Origin of the sequence: Mycobacterium sp. (assembly GCF_044370595.1) — a bacterium.
Classification (GTDB): Bacteria; Actinomycetota; Actinomycetes; order Mycobacteriales; family Mycobacteriaceae; genus Mycobacterium.
Map to the genome: position 1 here is coordinate 33,808 of NZ_JBILVF010000010.1, position 15,502 is coordinate 49,309.

The following is a 15,502-nucleotide window of genomic DNA, read 5'->3' on the forward strand; positions in this document are numbered from 1 at the left end:
GCAGCATCAGCCCCATGACCATGACGGCGACCGGGCAGCCGGTTAGTCCATGGAAAACGGTGTGGGTCATGTTGATCGGCTTCTTCATGATTCTGGTCGATTCGACGATCGTTGCGGTGGCCAACCCGAGCATCATGGCGGCGTTGAACATTCGCAGTTACGACAGCATCATCTGGGTCACCAGCGCCTACCTGCTGGGCTATGCGGTGCCGCTGCTGCTGTCCGGGCGACTCGGTGACCGGTTCGGCCCCAAGAACCTCTACATGGCCGGTTTGGCCGTGTTCACCGCGGCCTCGCTGTGGTGTGGGTTGTCCGGGTCTCTCGGCATGTTGATCGCCGCGCGGGTGGTCCAGGGTGTCGGTGCCGCCCTGCTCACCCCCCAGACGCTGTCGACGATCACCCGGATCTTCCCGGCCGACCGGCGCGGGGTGGCACTGAGCATGTGGGGAGCCACTGCGGGGGTCGCCACGCTCACCGGCCCACTGGCCGGCGGCGTTCTCGTCGACCGCCTCGGCTGGTCGTGGATCTTCTTCGTCAACGTGCCGATCGGCGTCATCGGCCTGATCTTGGCCGCCCGGCTGATCCCCGTGCTGGAAACACATCGGCACCGTTTCGACATTCCCGGCGTGCTGCTCTCCGGAATCGGCCTGTTCCTCATCGTCTTCGGCCTACAGGAAGGCCAGACCCGGGATTGGGCGCCGTGGATCTGGGCGCTGATCGCGGCCGGCGTCGCGGTGATGGCGGTGTTCGTCTACTGGCAGGCGGTGAACCGCCAGGAACCCCTGATCCCGCTGACGCTATTCGGGGATCGTTACTTCAACATGGGCAATGTCGGGATCGCGGTGATGGGTTTCACGGCGACGGCGATGATCCTGCCGCTGATGTTCTACGCGCAGTCGGTGTGCGGCCTGACCCCGACCGGGGCGGCGTTGCTGACCGCGCCGATGTCGATCCTCAGCGGTGTGCTGGCCCCGTTCGTGGGCCGGATCGTCGACCGTAGGCCTCCGCGGCCGATCATCGGGTTCGGCTTCTCGACGCTGGCAGTGGCGCTGGTTTGGCTGACGGTCGAGATGACGCCGACGACCCCGATCTGGCGACTGCTGGTGCCGTTGGGTGTGATGGGAGTGGGCATGGCGTTCATCTGGGCGCCGTTGAGTGCCATCGCGACGCGCAATCTGCCCGACCGTCTGGCCGGGGCCGGTTCGGGTGTCTACAACACCACTCGGCAGGTGGGTTCGGTGCTCGGCAGCGCGAGCATGGCTGCTCTGATGTCCGGGCGCATAACCGCTGAAATGCCACGCGAACCAGGCGGTCCGGCGGCCCGGGTGGAGCCCGACGTGATGAACATCCCCGCGGGACTGCACGAGCCCTTCGCCCACGCGATGTCGCAGTCGATGATGCTGCCCGCATTCGCAGCGCTGTTCGGTGTGCTCGCTGCGATCTTCCTGATCGGCCCGGCTGGCGCTAGTCGAACAGCACCGCCGGGTTGAGGTAACCGGTCGGGTCGAAGGCGGCTTTGACGGTCCGCATCGCTGCGATGTCGGCGGGCGTGCGCGACATCGACAGGTAGGCCCGCTTGCGGCTGCCGACTCCGTGCTCGGAACTGACGTTGCCGCCGTGGGCGGCGATGAGTGCCATCATCGGGCCCTCGATCCTGGACTCGTCGGCGGCGCCGCAGCGCAGCACGTTGAGATGCAGATTGCCCTCGGCGATATGGCCGAACAGAATGGCGATCGCCTCCGGCGCATGTCTGTCTACCAGTTCAGTGGCCGCCGCCGCGAACGCTCCGATAGCTGAAAGAGGCAGCGCAACATCGTATTTCAGCGGTGGGCCGAAGAGTCCTGGTACCTCGGCTAGGGATTCCCGCACTCGCCACAGCCGTTCCCGGCTAGTGCTGTCGACACCGACGGCGGGCTGTGATCGCAGGTCCAGGCTGTCCAGCACCTGCGCCAGTCGGTCGGTCTGATCGTTGGCGCCGGCCAGTTCGGCGAGCAGCAGCCACTGACCGGCCACCGGCACCGGCACCCCGAGGTGTTCGCCGGCCAACCGGGCAGCGCGGCCGTCGATGAGTTCGAGTGCGGCGATCGTCTCGATGCCGCGCAGCTTCCGTCCGGCCGCCACGCATGCCTCGAGATCGTCAAACCCGCAGATCGCGGTAACCCGGTGCGTCGGCGTCGGATGCAGGCGCATCTCCACCGCGGTGATCACACCCAGGGTGCCCTCGGATCCGACGAACAGAGCCGGCAGGTCGTAGCCGGTGTTATCGCAGCGGACGCGCGGCCGGCGGCTCAGCACCGACCCGTCGGGCAGTGCGATCTGCAGGCCGAGGACCTGCTCGGCCATGTTCCCGTATCGCACGGTGTGCAGTCCGCCGGCGTTGGTGGCGGCCATCCCGCCGATCGTGGCCGAATCCCGGGCGGCGAGGTCCACGCCGACGAGCAATCCGGCCACGGCCGCCGTGTGTTGCGCCGCCGCCAAGGTGACACCCGCGCCCAAGCGCACCCGGCGCTCCACGGTGTCCACCTCGCCGATCCCGGTCAGCCGTTCGGTGGACAACAGCACGTCGTCGTGTTCGGGCACGGTGCCGGCCACCAGCGAGGTGCGCCCGCCCTGCACCGTCACGTACGCGTCGGCGTCGCGGCAGATGGTGAGAACCGCGGCAACCTCGTCGGCGTCGGCCGGCCGGACCAGCACACCGGCGCGTCCCCGGTAGCGGCCGGTCCAGTCCGCGCTGCGGGCGGCGAGCACGTCGGGGTCGGTGCTGACGTGGGTGGCCCCCACGGCCGCGGCGAGGCGGCCGGAAAGGACGGTGTCCACCGGGGTCATGGCTGGGCGGAGAGGAACAGGAACGTGGCCAGCAGCACCAGATGCACCATCCCCTGCAGCGCCAGCGCCCGGCCCTGTGCCAGCGTCAGCACCGAGACGATCACCGACAGGGTCAGCAAGACGATCTGAGTTGGTTCCAGGCCCAGGGTCAGCGGCCCGGGCAGCCAGATCATCGCCAGTGCGATCACCGGGATGGTGAGACCGATCGAGGCGATTGCCGACCCGTAGGCAAGGTTGAGGCTGGTCTGCACCCGGTCGCGGTTGGCGTTGCGCACCGCGGCGATGGTTTCCGGGGCCAGCACCAACAGGGCGATCACCACGCCGACGACGGCGTAGGGCAGGCCCAGCCCGGCGACGCCGCCTTCGATCGCCGGCGACAGCAGTTTGGCCAGGCCGACGACGGCGATCAGTGCGGTGATGAGCAGTACCAGGCTTAGGAGGGCCTGCTGTCGCGTCGGAGGGTCGGCGTGCTCGGCGCCGTCGGGGTCGAGGACTCCGGTGACGTGGCCGTGGCGATCAGAGGACACCGGCACGAAGAAATCACGGTGGCGCACCGTCTGGGTGAACACGAACGCGCAGTAGAGGGTCAGCGAAGCGACGGCGGCGAAGGCCAGTTGAGAAACGGTGTACTCCAGCCCCGCGGCGCTGGTGGTGAACCCGGGCAGCACCAGACAGACCCCGGACAGGGTCACCGCGGTTGCCAGCGCCGAACCCGAACCGGAGGCGTTGAACGCGACCAGTCGATGTCGCAGCGCGCCCGAGAGCAGGCTCAGGCCCACTATTCCGTTGAGGCTGATCATGACCGCGGCGAAGACGGTATCGCGGGCGTAGGTCGAGGCTCCCGGTCCGCCGCCGATCATCAGCATGACGATCAGGCCTACTTCGATGACCGTCACCGCCACCGCCAGCACCACCGAACCCAGCGGTTCGCCCACCCGGTGGGCCACTACTTCGGCGTGATGGACGGCGGCCAGCACCGCTGCGACGAGGTTTCCCCCGATCAGAAGGAGAGTGAAGGGGTGGTCGTGGTGGACCCAGGTGGCCGCCAACACCACGATCGCCAGGACGGGCGCGGCCAGCGTCCACCGCAGTGGTCCGCCGAGGGCCGTCGTCACCATTGACATGACCCTAACTGGCTCCGTTCAGCGCGTGTTGCCGATCAGTTCCACCGCAGCACCGTTCCACCGCAACTTCACCACACTCTGCAGTCCCATCCCGCCGGCGAAGGTCAGCGCGACGGTGTCGCCCGTGCTCTGAGTGGCATCAATGCCGTTGAACCCGTAGGTGTCCGGAACCCCGGTGGGGATGTACTTGCCGAGATGGAACATCACCGCGCGGGTGTTGGGGTTGGCGGCGTTGGTATTGGCCTTGACGATCACCGCCGACAACTTGGCGCACTCGTTGTAATTGCCGGCCACCGGTTCGGGATTCCAGCCCTGCTGGCTGCGCGGATCGCGGGGCAGTTCAGCCACCGCTTTGGCGATCGCCGGTGCTGCCAGGTTGACCGCGCACGGGTCGGGGGCCGGCGGGCCGGGCGGTGGCGGCGCAGCGGAGGTGGCCGGGGCGGCCGGGGCCGCGCTGCTGGCAGGCAGCGGTGTTTTGGAGACCGTGGAGTCACCGGACCCGCAGGCCGCCAGCGCCGCTGCGGCGGCAATGCCGATCGCCGAAACCGTCAGCCGATTTCCCACATCGCAGCACGGTACCGGCGCCTGCGCGGCCCGCCGGGGTGCGACTCGCCTACGCACTAGACTTCCATCCCAATGACACCCCCGCAGGGCGGCTCAGACGCAGCCGCCGAGACCTTTGACGACCTGCACATTCACCCGGCAGTTCTGCAGGCCGTCAGGGAGGTCGGCTACGAGTCGCCGTCGGCGATCCAGGCGGCCACCATCCCGGCTTTGATGGCCGGGTCCGACGTGGTGGGGCTGGCTCAGACCGGGACAGGCAAGACGGCGGCGTTCGCCATCCCGATCCTGTCCCGCATCGACACCGCCAGCAGGCAGACCCAGGCGTTGGTGCTGGCGCCCACCCGCGAGTTGGCGCTGCAGGTTGCCGAGGCGTTCAGCCGGTACGCCGCGCATCTGCCGGGGATCACCGTGCTTCCCATCTACGGCGGCCAGTCCTACACCGTCCAACTGGCCGGCTTGCGCCGCGGCGCGCAGGTTGTGGTCGGCACGCCGGGCCGGGTGATCGACCACCTCGAGCGCGGGACGCTCGACCTGTCGCACCTGGACTATCTGGTGCTCGACGAGGCCGACGAGATGCTGCAGATGGGTTTCGCCGAGGACGTCGAACGCATCCTCGCCGACACACCCGAATACAAGCAGGTCGCGCTGTTCTCGGCCACCATGCCGCCGGCGATACGCAAGATCACCGGCAAGTACCTGCACGACCCGATCGAGGTGGCCGTCAAGACCAAGACCGCCACCGCCGAGAACATCACCCAGCGCTACATCCAGGTGTCCGGGCCGCGCAAGATGGATGCGCTGACCCGTGTCCTGGAAGTTGAGCCTTTCGAGGCGATGATCGTCTTCGTCCGCACCAAGCAAGCCACCGAAGAGGTCGCCGAAAAGCTTCGCGCCCGGGGATTTTCGGCAGCAGCGATCAACGGCGACGTCCCGCAGGCCGTGCGGGAGCGGACCATCGCCGCGCTCAAGGACGGCAGCATCGACATCCTGGTGGCCACCGATGTGGCGGCCAGAGGCCTTGATGTCGAACGCATTTCGCACGTCTTGAACTACGACATCCCGCACGATCCGGAGTCCTATGTGCACCGGATCGGCCGCACCGGCCGGGCCGGTCGATCAGGAACCGCGCTGCTGTTCGTCTCCCCGCGGGAACGCCACCTGCTCAAGTCCATCGAGAAGGTCACCCGTCAGCCGGTGACCGAGGTGGAACTGCCCTCGGTGGACGACGTCAACGCTCAGCGAGTGGAGAAGTTCCGGAACTCGATCACCGACGCGCTCGGTGGGCCGGGGTTTGACACCTTCCGTCGGCTCGTCGAGGCCTACGAGCGCGATAACGATGTGCCGATGGCCGACATCGCCGCCGCGCTGGCGGTGCTGAGCCGAGACGGTGCGGACTTCCTGATGACCGAGCCGCCGCCGGAGAAGCGCCGCGAGCGACCGGAGCGCGACGAGCGCCCGCCCCGAAAGGTGCGCGACGACCTGGCCACCTACCGAATCGCAGTCGGCAAGAAGCACAAGGTCGGCCCCGGTTCAATCGTCGGTGCGATCGCCAACGAGGGCGGACTGCATCGCAGCGACTTTGGGCACATCACCGTCAAGAGTGACTTCTCCCTGGTCGAGTTACCCGCCAGACTTCCCAAGGAAGCCTGGAAAAAGCTTGCGAACACCCGAATTTCAGGGGTGTTGATCGACCTCAAGCCTGATCGGGGTCGAGGAGCCGGTCCACAGTCGTCCACCGGGAAGCCGCGCCGCCCCAAGCAATGACCGCCGCCAGCGAGGTTGACCAGGGCGGGCTGGAAGCCGTCTCCCGCGTCGACCGGGTGCCCTCTCTCACCGGTATCCGGGCCGTCGCCGCCCTGTTGGTCGTCGCCACCCACGCCGCCTACACCACCGGCAAGTACACCCACGGCTTCGCCGGACTTGTTTACTCGCGCCTGGAGATCGGTGTACCGGTCTTCTTCGTGCTGTCCGGCTACCTGCTGTTCAGTCCGTGGGTCAAAGCCGCCGCCACCGGGTCATCCGCGCCCTCGGTGAAGCGTTACGCATGGCATCGGGTACGCCGAATTATGCCGGCCTACATCGTCACCGTGGTGGCAGCGTATGTGATCTATCACTTCCGCGACGGCGGCCCCAATCCCGGACATACCTGGTGGGGTCTGTTTCGAAACCTGACCCTCACCCAGATCTACACCGACAACTACGCCTTCGCCCTGCTACACCAGGGCCTCACCCAAATGTGGAGTCTGGCGGTAGAAGTCGCGTTCTACGTGGCACTGCCACTGCTGGCGTACCTGCTCCTCGTCGTGTTGTGCCAACGGCACTGGCGGCCGACTGTGTTGCTGACCGGACTCGGGGTCCTGGCCCTGCTGAGCTTGTCCTGGATTGTGCTCGTGTACACCACCGACGTCCTGCCCGACGGTGCCAAGCTGTGGTTGCCGGGCTATCTGGTGTGGTTCCTCGGCGGCATGGCGCTGGCGGTACTGTCCGTCACGGGTGTTCGCGTGTACGGGTTTGTTGCGGTGCCCTTGGCGCTGATCTGCTTTCTGATCGCCTGCACGCCCATCGCCGGCGAGCCGCAGACATCGCCGACCGGTCTGACGCAGGCGCTGGTGAAGATGGTGTTCTACGCGGTGATCGCCACCCTGCTGGTGGCCCCTCTGGCTTTGGGGAATTCCGGCTGGTACGCGCGGCTGATGGCCAGCAGGCCGATGGTGTGGCTCGGCGAGATCTCCTATGAGATCTTCCTGGTGCACCTCGTCGTCATGGAGGTCGCGATGACCGACGTGCTGCACTGGCGGGTCTACACCGGTTCCATGCCGGGGTTGCTCGTGGCGACGATGGCGTTGAGCATTCCGGTGGCCTGGGTGCTGCATCGGTTCACCCGGGTGCGGGGCTGAGCCGTGCGTCGAAGGCCGCGGCCGCTAGATCACCGCGCCGGGGTTGAGGATGCCGTCCGGGTCCAGCGCCGCCTTGATCCGGCGGTTCAACTCCATGGCCTCCGGGCCCAATTGTCCTGCCAGCCAGGGCTTTTTGAGCCTTCCCACCCCGTGCTCGCCGGTGATCGTGCCGCCAAGGCCGACGGCGAGGTCCATGATGTCGCCGAAAGCCTTCTCCGCGCGCGCTGTCATCGCCGCGTCAGCGGCGTCGTAGACGATCAGCGGATGGGTGTTGCCGTCGCCGGCATGGGCGATTACCGAGATGGTCAGGCCCGCATCGGCGGCGATCTTGGCCACCCCGCCGACCAGATCGGCCAGCCTGGGCAGTGGCACCCCGACATCCTCGAGCAGCAGTGAGCCTTTGGCCTCCACCGCGGGAATGGCGTAGCGGCGGGCCGCGACGAACGCTTCGCCCTCCTCGGGGTCGGCAGTGGAAAAGCACTCGGTGGCACCGGCTTCGGTGAACACCTTCGCCATGAACTCGGCGTCTTGCGCGCCGGCGGGGCCGCGATCGTCGGACGCGGCCACCATCATGGCGGCGGCGTTGCGGTCCAGGCCCATCTTGAGCTTGTCCTCGACGGCGTTGATGGCGACGGCATCCATGAACTCCAGCATCGAGGGCCGGATGCTGCCGGTGATCTCCACCACGGAACCCGCTGCCGCCTCCACCGAGTCGAAGGTGGCCACCACGGTGGCGGTGGTGTGCTGCGGCGGCAGCAGGCGCAGGGTCGCCTCGGTGACCACCCCGAGGGTGCCCTCGCTGCCGACGAACAGTTTGGTCAGGCTGAGCCCGGCGACGTCCTTGAGGCGCGGACCGCCGAGGCGGACCGCCGTGCCGTCGGCGAGCACCACCTGCAAGCCCAGCACGTAATCCGTTGTGACGCCGTACTTCACGCAGCACAAACCGCCGGCGTTGGTGGCGACGTTGCCGCCGATGCTGCAGATCTCATAGGAGGACGGGTCCGGCGGATACCACAGTCCGTACTCGGCGACGGCCCTCTTGACCTCGGCGTTGAGCAGGCCGGGTTGCACCACCGCCGTGCGGGTGAGCAGGTCGACGCTGATGTTCCGCATCTTCTCCGTCGACAGCACGATGCCGCCGTCGACAGCCGTCGCGCCACCGGACAGGCCGCTGCCGGCACCTCGCGGCACCACCGGCACCCGGTGGGCACTGGCCCAGCGCAGAACCGCCTGCACCTCCTCGGTGGTGGCGGGCCGCACCACCGCCAACGGAGTGCCCGCGGCGGGGTCTGATGCCCGGTCGTGCCGATAGGAGGCCAGGATGTCCGGGTCGGTGACCACGACACCGTCGGGGAGGCCGGCGATGAGCTCCGACAGTGCGCTGGCGGTCATACCGTCATCCTAGGAGGAGCGCGGCGCTGCGTCGTCGAGCTCCCGTAGCGCCGGAATCCAGGGACAACTCGCCGCGATGATCACGATCGGCACCGCCAGCGCCAGGAAGGCGACGGTCAAGCCGAACCGGTCGACCAGCGGACCGGCGATCAGGAAGCCGACTGGACCGGCTGCGTAGGCCATCGACGTCATGACTCCGACCACCCGCCCGCGCAGGTGTTCGGGGGTGCGGGTCTGCATCACCGAGTTGTAGATCGGGCCGATCGGCCCGTAGACCAGGCCGACAATCGCTGAGAGCACCAGAATCACCGGTAGCGGCGGCAGGAAGCCAATCGCCAGCGCGGCCAGCCCGAAGGTCATCGTCGCGGTCAGCACGACGGCACGCCTGCTGGTGATCCGGGACAGCACCGTCCAACTCAGAGCGCCGACCAGGCCGCCGATCGACAGCGCCATCAGCACCCAGCCCAGCTGGGACGGCTCATTGCGGTCGGAGAAGTATTTCGGGAACAGCACGGCCTCCATCGGCAGGTAGAGGCCGGTGATGGACAGGTCGATCAGTCCGAGGGTGCGCAGAACTTTGTTGTTCCAGACGAATCGCAGGCCCTCCAGCATCCCGGAAACCACGCCATCCGGCTGCTGCTGCGGAGGCTGCGCCCCCGACAGCCGCAGCCCGGCCATCGCCAGGATCGCGCAGCCGAAGGCGGCGGCGGTGACCCACATGGTGTTCACCGCGCCGATGAGTGCGATCAGCATGCCGCCGATTCCCGGTCCGGTGATGTAGGCCAGGCTGAACGTGGCTTCGTAGACGCTGTTGGTTTTGTCCAGGGTCCAGCCGGCGCGCTCGGCTGCTTCGGGGAGCATGGACTGGCGGGCGGTCATCCCGGCCGGGTCGAAGAACGCGCCGAGGGCCGCGAGCGCGGCCAGCACGGCGGTGTTGAGGACGTCCATTCCGGCGATCAGCGCGAGCACCGGGATGGCGGCCACCGACAGCGCGGATAACAGGTCGGCGAGCATCGCCACGCGCCGACGTCCGAGGAAGTCGACGGCGGTACCGGCGATCAGCGTTGCGGCCAACAGCGGGAAGGTGGCCGCCGCGGCCACCACCGATGCCGAGGCGGCGCTGCCGGTGCGCTGCAGAACCAGCCACGGCAGGGCGACCAGGGAAATGCCGTTGGCGGCGGCGGCGAGGAAGCACGAGCACAGGATCAGCAGCACCGGTCCCCGTGACGTCTTCACCACAGGCAGCTTAGATTCCAACGGTGACCGGTCGGCCCCACCCGCGCACCGGCGCGCTGTTCGACTCACCGGTGCCGCCGGGATCCGGCTGGCCGGGGGATCCGGCGACCGCCGCGACGGCGGTGGCCCGCGACGCCGCCGGTGTCACCGACCTGGCCGCTGCCGCCGATTCCCTGGACGTGTTGGATGCCGCGGTGAGCGTGTGTGGGGCCTGCCCCCGCCTGGTTGCCTGGCGTGAGGAGGTCGCTGTCGTCAAACGGCGCGCGTTCGCTGAGGAACCCTATTGGGGGCGCCCGATCCCCGGATGGGGTTCGCAGCGGCCGCGAATCCTGATCCTCGGGTTGGCGCCGGCGGCCCACGGCGGCAACCGGACCGGACGGGTCTTCACCGGGGACCGTTCCGGAGACCAGTTGTTCGCCGCGCTGCACCGGGCCGGTCTGGTCAGCTCACCGTTGAGCATCGATGCGGCGGATGGGTTGAGAACCAACATGATTCGGGTGGCCGCGGCGGTGCGGTGCGCCCCACCGGGAAACGCACCCACACCCGGGGAGCGAAAGACGTGCGCGCCGTGGCTGGCGGCGGAGTGGCGGCTGATCTCGCCGCATGTCCGAGTGGTCGTGGCGCTGGGCGGGTTTGCCTGGCAGGCTGCGCTGGGTCTGCTCGGCGCGGACGCCCCCCGACCGAAGTTCGGCCACGGTGCGGTGGTGGAGCTCGCCTCCGGGCTGACCCTGCTGGGCTGCTATCACCCCAGCCAGCAGAACATGTTCACCGGACGGCTGACCCCGGCCATGCTCGACGCGGTATTCGCCGTCGCGGCGGACAAAGCCTGCGGGTTCGACTAGGGCGTCAGCCGCACCACGGGAATGGGCCGGGTGGTACGTGCCTGATACCCGTCGTATCGATTGGCGTTGTTGGCGTTGACGATCCGCCACAGCCGCGCGTAGTCGGGATCGTCGGGCAGCACCGGCGACGCGGTCACCGGGAATCGCCGTGGGCCCACGTTGACCTCCACGGACGGATTGGCCTTGAGGTTGTGGTACCAACCGGGCGCACGCCGGTCCCCGCCGTTGGACGCCACCACCAGGTAGTCGCGGCCGTCGCGGGCGTAGGACAGCGAACTGGTGCGCGACAGGCCGGTCTTGGCTCCGACGGTGTGCAGCAGCAGGCTGTTCGGCGCCCCCGGAATACGATGCCCGATCCAGCCGTGGGAGCGCTGATACACCGCGTCGTGCACCTGCACGAACGCCCGCAGTGCCTTGTCGGCCAGGGCGCTCACAGTTGCCTCGCCAGTGCGTCGCGCAGCAGCCTCCCGGTGGCCTCCCGGTCGGGATCTCGGCGCAACAGAACCCCTTTGACGAACGACGCCTTGTCGCCGTCGCGGCGGGGAATGACGTGCAGGTGGATGTGGAACACCGACTGGAACGCCGACTTGCCGTCGTTGATCGCCACGTTGTTGCCGGTGGCCGCCAAGCCGGAGGCCCGGGTGGCCTGGGCGATGCGCTGCCCGACGGTCAGCAGGCCGGCCAGGGTGGGGGCGGGAGTGTCGGTCAGGTCGACACTGTGTCGCTTGGGGATCACCAGGGTGTGTCCTTTGGTGAAGGGCCGGATGTCGAGGAAGCCGAGGTAGTCCTCATCCTCGTAGACCCGGACGGCGGGTGCGGTGCCGGCGACGATCTCGCAGAAGACACAGGGCTCGCAGGAGACAGAGGGCATCGGACCACCGTAACGGCTTGCCTGCGGTGCCAGCGGCTACGCTGCCTCCAGTGGATGCCACCGACCTCGCCTTCGCAGGCGCCGCCGAGCAGGCCCGCATGCTCGCCGGCGGCGCGATCACCGCACCGGCGCTGCTGGAGCGTTATCTGCAACGTATCGCCCGGTTCGACCCCGAGGTGCGCAGCTACCGGGTCGTCATGGCCGACAGTGCCCGCAGAGAAGCCGCAGCAGCCCAGGAGCGCCTGAACGCCGGTGAGCGACTGCCTCTGCTGGGGGTGCCTGTCGCCATCAAGGACGATGTCGACGTCGCCGGTGAGTACACCTGCTTCGGCAGCAACGCCTACGACCTGCCGGCCACCACCGACGGCGAGGTGGTGCGGCGGTTGCGGCAGGCCGGGGCGGTGATCCTGGGCAAGACCGCGGTGCCGGAAATGATGCTGTGGCCGTTCACCGAGACGGTGGCCTTCGGAGCCACCCATAACCCGTGGGACCTGGCGTACACCCCCGGCGGCAGCAGTGGCGGTAGCGCCGCGGCGGTGGCCGCCGGACTGGCCCCGCTGGCGCTGGGTTCCGACGGCGCCGGGTCGATCCGCATCCCGGCGAGCTGGTGCGGGTTGTTCGGTCTCAAACCGCAGCGCGACCGGGTGCCGATCGGCCCGCACGAGGACGCCTGGCTGGGCTTGAGCGTGAACGGCCCGCTGTCGCGCACGGTGGAGGACGCCGCGTTGTTCCTTGACGTCACCCACACCGGCAAAGCCCCCCGCGGCGGATTCGTCAAAGCTGCCGCCCGGAAGCCGGGTCGGCTGCGAATCGCGTTGAGCGCCAAGCTTCCTCCCACTATGGTCGCCCGGGTGGGGCGCGCGCAGCAACGGGCCCTCGACGGGGTGGAGAATCTGCTGCGGGATCTGGGCCATGAGGTGCTCTGGCGCGATCCGGACTATCCGGCGTGGGCGATGTACGGACACCTGCTCCCGCGGATGTGGCGCGGCGTTTACGAGGACGTCCAGAAACTGCCGCATCCGGAACGTCTGGAGCCCAGGACCCGGGCCATCGCCCGGATCGGCGGTCTGATCTCCGAGCGCCAGATCGCCAGGGTGCGGGCGGCCGAAGCCACCCTGGCGGCACGGGTGGGGTCGATCTTCGACGACGTCGACGTGCTGATCACCCCCGGCACCGCCACCGGCCCGTCCCGGGTCGGGCAGTACCAGCGTCGCGGTGGGGTGAGCACGCTGTCTCTGGTGGCCGCGCGGACGCCGTTCAACGCCATTTTCAACGCCACCGGGCAACCCGCCGCAGTGGTGCCGTGGTTTCTGGAGGGTGAGAACCTCCCGGTGTCGGTGCAACTCGTCGGGCGGCCCTCCGATGAGGCGATCCTGCTGTCGCTGAGTTCCCAGATCGAGAAGGCCCGGCCCTGGGCGGACCGGCACCCGGCCGTCTCCTGAGTTGGGTGACACGTCATGGCCGCCGACGAAGACACCTCCGGACTGTTGGACGGATTGACCGGGAAGGCCCGTGCCGAACGGGCCGAACTGGTCGATTGGCTTGTGCAGCAGGGCTTCTCCGTCGATGAGATCAAGTCCTCGTTTTCACCGATGCTGTTGGCGGCCCGGCGGGCACTGGGCGACGACGGTCACTACGTGTCGGCCCGCGAGACCAGCCAGAAGACCGGCCTGCAGCTTGACCAACTGATCCGTTTTCAGCGCGCGGCGGGGCTACCGGCGGTCGACGATCCCGACGCGCGGGTGTTCCTGCAAAGCGATGCCGACACCGCCGTCCACGTCAAACGTTTCCTCGACCTGGGTATCGACCCCGATCTGCTGCTGGGCATCGTGCGGGTCCTGGCCCAGGGACTGGCCAACGCCTGTGAAGTCATGAGCGTCGCGGCGCTGGCCGCGGTGCTTCGGCCGGGGGCCAGCGAACGGGACACCGCCCAGGGCACCCACGCGTTGGTCAGCGCCGCAGCCCCGCTACTCGGGCCGACGATCAATGATCTTTTGCTGCTTCAGCTTCGGAACACGCTGCAGACCGAAGCGGTCAACGCTGACGAGCGTGCGGCCGGCACACCGCGGCCGGAGGCCAAGATGGTCGGCGCGGCGTTCGCCGATCTGGTCGGCTTCACCGCGTTGGGTGAGGAATTGCCACCCGAGCAGCTCGAGCAGCTGGCCAACCGGCTGGCCGAGCTCGCCCACGACGTCGCACAGCCGCCGGTGCGGTTCATCAAGACCATCGGCGACGCGGTGATGTTCGTGTCACCGGAACCGGCGGAGCTGCTGGATGCGGTGCTGGCACTCCTCGACACCGCGGCGGCCGACGAGTCGCTGCCCCGGCTGCGGGTCGGAGTGGCCTACGGGTCGGCGGTGAGCCGCGCCGGCGACTGGTTCGGCAGCCCGGTCAATCTGGCCAGCCGGGTCACGGCCGCCGCCCGGCCGGGGGCGGTGCTGGTGTCCGGACCGGCCCGCGACGAGATCGGCGACGAGTACCGGTTCCGGTGGTCGTTCGCCGGCACGAAACGGTTCAAGGGCATCGCCGGCGAGGTGAAGGTGTACCGTGCCCGCCGGGTCGACCAGGGCGCTTAGCGCTTGCGCAGGACGGCCATCCCGCCGGCGACCAACGCGACCACCAGCAGGACGATCGCCCAGCCGGGGCCGGCCAACCACCACACCACCCCGGCAGCCAGGAGGACGGGGGACGCCGCGAACAGCGCCATCGCCGGATGCTGACGGACGACGTCACGGGCGGCCTGGGCGCGCTGAGGATCGATCTCTTTACCTGCCACACCACCATTATCCCGATGCGCCCGCCGACATTCATCGGAACTCCTCGGTTCATCCCTGAGCGAACCCATGTCAGGCTTCAGTGAAAGCATGTAATCATGTAATTCATGAAACGCAACCTGCATAACCACCGGTCCGGGGGCTGGCAATTGGGCGATCAACCCGACGCCGGGGATGCCGGCGAGTGGTTCGCCGGCCGCCTCCCGGACGGGTGGTTCAGCGCGGATCCCACCGTGATCGTCGACCGCGAGGAGATCACCGTGATCGGCCTGCTGCCCGCCGACGTCGACGAAACAGCGTCCCGGGCGGCCGGCCGGGCATCGAGGTTCCGCGAGGAGACGCGGGGCGAACGGATGCGCATTGCCGAGGAGGCTCAGGAGCGGTACGGCCGCAAGGTCTCCTGGGGTGTGGAGATCGCCGCCGGTGATGAACCCCGGAGATTCCTGTTCACCCACATCGCGGTGCCGGTGATGACCCGGCTGCGCCAGCCGGAGCGCCAGGTGCTCGACACCCTGGTCGACGCCGGGGTCGCGAGATCCCGATCCGACGCGTTGGCGTGGTCGGTCAGGCTTGTTGGTGACCACGCCGACGAATGGCTGGGCAAGTTGCGGGCCGCCATGTCCGACGTCGACGATCTGCGGGCGCAGGGACCTGGTCTCTAATCCCGCTGCTCAGCTGGCCTTACCAGGGGTTCAGCCGATGCTCGCCTTGATGACGACCCCGTTTTCGATCACGAAGTTGACGCGATCTGTCCGGTAATCCTTCGTGACGGCGAAGAACTCGCCGTCACGGGCGACGACCCGCACGGTCAGTCCGAGTTCCCCAGCTGCAGCTTCGGCGTCGCTCTCGCTCAATCCGGTCAGTCCCTCGAGGCCGCCGTCGTCATCGCCGCCATCGTCATCGTCGCCGCCGTCATCGTCGCCGCCGTCGTCGTCGCCGTCGTCGTCGCCGTCGTCGTCGCCGTCGTCGTCGCCGC

Annotated in this window: 15 protein-coding genes and 1 pseudogene; 7 read left to right on the forward strand and 9 right to left on the reverse strand. The window is 68.4% G+C overall.

Annotated elements, in window-relative coordinates:
- Positions 1-14 precede the first annotated feature (14 nt).
- Positions 15-1,469: pseudogene (locus tag ADBZ5N_RS02800) on the forward strand (DHA2 family efflux MFS transporter permease subunit); the annotation flags it as partial.
- Here ADBZ5N_RS02800 and ADBZ5N_RS02805 read toward each other — a convergent pair.
- From ADBZ5N_RS02805 to ADBZ5N_RS02815, 3 genes are read right to left on the reverse strand one after another with little or no spacing between them, the layout of a single operon-like run.
- Positions 1,465-2,826 (reverse strand): FAD-binding oxidoreductase, encoded by a 1,362-nt coding sequence (locus tag ADBZ5N_RS02805; RefSeq protein ID WP_526255967.1) that lies wholly within the window; start codon positions 2,824-2,826, stop codon positions 1,465-1,467. The pseudogene ADBZ5N_RS02800 and the gene ADBZ5N_RS02805 overlap by 5 nt on opposite strands.
- Positions 2,823-3,944: a calcium:cation antiporter gene (locus ADBZ5N_RS02810; protein WP_526255968.1), complete on the reverse strand. Its 1,122-nt coding sequence runs from the start codon at positions 3,942-3,944 to the stop codon at positions 2,823-2,825. The genes ADBZ5N_RS02805 and ADBZ5N_RS02810 overlap by 4 nt, the downstream gene beginning before the upstream one ends.
- 24 nt (positions 3,945-3,968) lie before the next feature.
- A complete protein-coding gene (locus tag ADBZ5N_RS02815) occupies positions 3,969-4,514 on the reverse strand; it encodes an LppP/LprE family lipoprotein (RefSeq protein WP_526255969.1) in 546 nt (181 codons plus the stop codon).
- A gap of 72 nt (positions 4,515-4,586) precedes the next feature.
- Between ADBZ5N_RS02815 and ADBZ5N_RS02820 the strand changes: the two genes are divergently transcribed.
- Positions 4,587-6,278, forward strand: a complete 1,692-nt coding sequence (locus ADBZ5N_RS02820) for a DEAD/DEAH box helicase (protein ID WP_526255970.1) — start codon at positions 4,587-4,589, stop codon at positions 6,276-6,278.
- Complete coding sequence (locus ADBZ5N_RS02825) at positions 6,275-7,411, forward strand: acyltransferase family protein (protein ID WP_526255971.1); 1,137 nt, start codon at positions 6,275-6,277, stop codon at positions 7,409-7,411. Before ADBZ5N_RS02820 ends, ADBZ5N_RS02825 begins: the two co-directional genes overlap by 4 nt.
- Before the next feature lie 24 nt (positions 7,412-7,435).
- Here the strand turns inward: ADBZ5N_RS02825 and ADBZ5N_RS02830 are convergent, their stop codons facing one another.
- A complete protein-coding gene (locus ADBZ5N_RS02830; RefSeq protein WP_526255972.1) occupies positions 7,436-8,803 on the reverse strand; it encodes an FAD-binding oxidoreductase in 1,368 nt (455 codons plus the stop codon).
- 9 nt (positions 8,804-8,812) lie between these two features.
- Positions 8,813-10,042: a multidrug efflux MFS transporter Tap gene (tap, locus tag ADBZ5N_RS02835; RefSeq protein ID WP_526255973.1), complete on the reverse strand. Its 1,230-nt coding sequence runs from the start codon at positions 10,040-10,042 to the stop codon at positions 8,813-8,815.
- Positions 10,043-10,062: 20 nt separating this feature from the next.
- Between tap and ADBZ5N_RS02840 the strand changes: the two genes are divergently transcribed.
- Positions 10,063-10,881 (forward strand): uracil-DNA glycosylase, encoded by an 819-nt coding sequence (locus ADBZ5N_RS02840; protein ID WP_526255974.1) that lies wholly within the window; start codon positions 10,063-10,065, stop codon positions 10,879-10,881.
- On the opposite strand, the gene ADBZ5N_RS02845 is transcribed toward ADBZ5N_RS02840, so the two are convergent.
- On the reverse strand, positions 10,878-11,315 hold the full coding sequence (locus tag ADBZ5N_RS02845; protein ID WP_526255975.1) for a nitroreductase family deazaflavin-dependent oxidoreductase: 438 nt from the start codon (positions 11,313-11,315) through the stop codon (positions 10,878-10,880). The genes ADBZ5N_RS02840 and ADBZ5N_RS02845 overlap by 4 nt on opposite strands.
- Positions 11,312-11,752, reverse strand: a complete 441-nt coding sequence (locus ADBZ5N_RS02850; RefSeq protein ID WP_526255976.1) for an HIT family protein — start codon at positions 11,750-11,752, stop codon at positions 11,312-11,314. Before ADBZ5N_RS02850 ends, ADBZ5N_RS02845 begins: the two co-directional genes overlap by 4 nt.
- A 50-nt stretch (positions 11,753-11,802) precedes the next feature.
- On the opposite strand from ADBZ5N_RS02850, the gene ADBZ5N_RS02855 reads away from it, so the two are divergent.
- Positions 11,803-13,194 (forward strand): amidase, encoded by a 1,392-nt coding sequence (locus ADBZ5N_RS02855; protein WP_526255977.1) that lies wholly within the window; start codon positions 11,803-11,805, stop codon positions 13,192-13,194.
- A 15-nt stretch (positions 13,195-13,209) separates the two neighbouring features.
- Positions 13,210-14,328, forward strand: coding sequence for an adenylate/guanylate cyclase domain-containing protein (locus ADBZ5N_RS02860; protein ID WP_526255978.1), 1,119 nt, complete (start codon positions 13,210-13,212; stop codon positions 14,326-14,328).
- Here ADBZ5N_RS02860 and ADBZ5N_RS02865 read toward each other — a convergent pair.
- Positions 14,325-14,528 carry a hypothetical protein gene (locus tag ADBZ5N_RS02865; RefSeq protein ID WP_526255979.1) on the reverse strand — a complete coding sequence of 68 codons (204 nt, stop codon included), beginning with the start codon at positions 14,526-14,528 and terminating at the stop codon, positions 14,325-14,327. The genes ADBZ5N_RS02860 and ADBZ5N_RS02865 overlap by 4 nt on opposite strands.
- A 105-nt stretch (positions 14,529-14,633) precedes the next feature.
- Between ADBZ5N_RS02865 and abmR the strand changes: the two genes are divergently transcribed.
- Positions 14,634-15,188 carry an ATP-binding transcription factor AbmR gene (abmR, locus tag ADBZ5N_RS02870; protein ID WP_526255980.1) on the forward strand — a complete coding sequence of 185 codons (555 nt, stop codon included), beginning with the start codon at positions 14,634-14,636 and terminating at the stop codon, positions 15,186-15,188.
- Between the two features lie 30 nt (positions 15,189-15,218).
- Here the strand turns inward: abmR and ADBZ5N_RS02875 are convergent.
- On the reverse strand, positions 15,219-15,502 hold a 284-nt coding region (locus ADBZ5N_RS02875; RefSeq protein WP_526255981.1), incomplete at its 5' end, for a hypothetical protein.

Coding starts and splice junctions, on each gene's coding strand:
- ADBZ5N_RS02805 (WP_526255967.1), bottom strand. CDS start 2,826: ATGACCCCGGTGGACACCGTCCTTTCCGGCCGCCTCGCCGCGGCCGTG.
- ADBZ5N_RS02810 (WP_526255968.1), bottom strand. CDS start 3,944: ATGGTGACGACGGCCCTCGGCGGACCACTGCGGTGGACGCTGGCCGCG.
- ADBZ5N_RS02820 (WP_526255970.1), top strand. CDS start 4,587: ATGACACCCCCGCAGGGCGGCTCAGACGCAGCCGCCGAGACCTTTGAC.
- ADBZ5N_RS02825 (WP_526255971.1), top strand. CDS start 6,275: ATGACCGCCGCCAGCGAGGTTGACCAGGGCGGGCTGGAAGCCGTCTCC.
- ADBZ5N_RS02830 (WP_526255972.1), bottom strand. CDS start 8,803: ATGACCGCCAGCGCACTGTCGGAGCTCATCGCCGGCCTCCCCGACGGT.
- ADBZ5N_RS02850 (WP_526255976.1), bottom strand. CDS start 11,752: ATGCCCTCTGTCTCCTGCGAGCCCTGTGTCTTCTGCGAGATCGTCGCC.
- ADBZ5N_RS02860 (WP_526255978.1), top strand. CDS start 13,210: ATGGCCGCCGACGAAGACACCTCCGGACTGTTGGACGGATTGACCGGG.
- abmR (WP_526255980.1), top strand. CDS start 14,634: ATGAAACGCAACCTGCATAACCACCGGTCCGGGGGCTGGCAATTGGGC.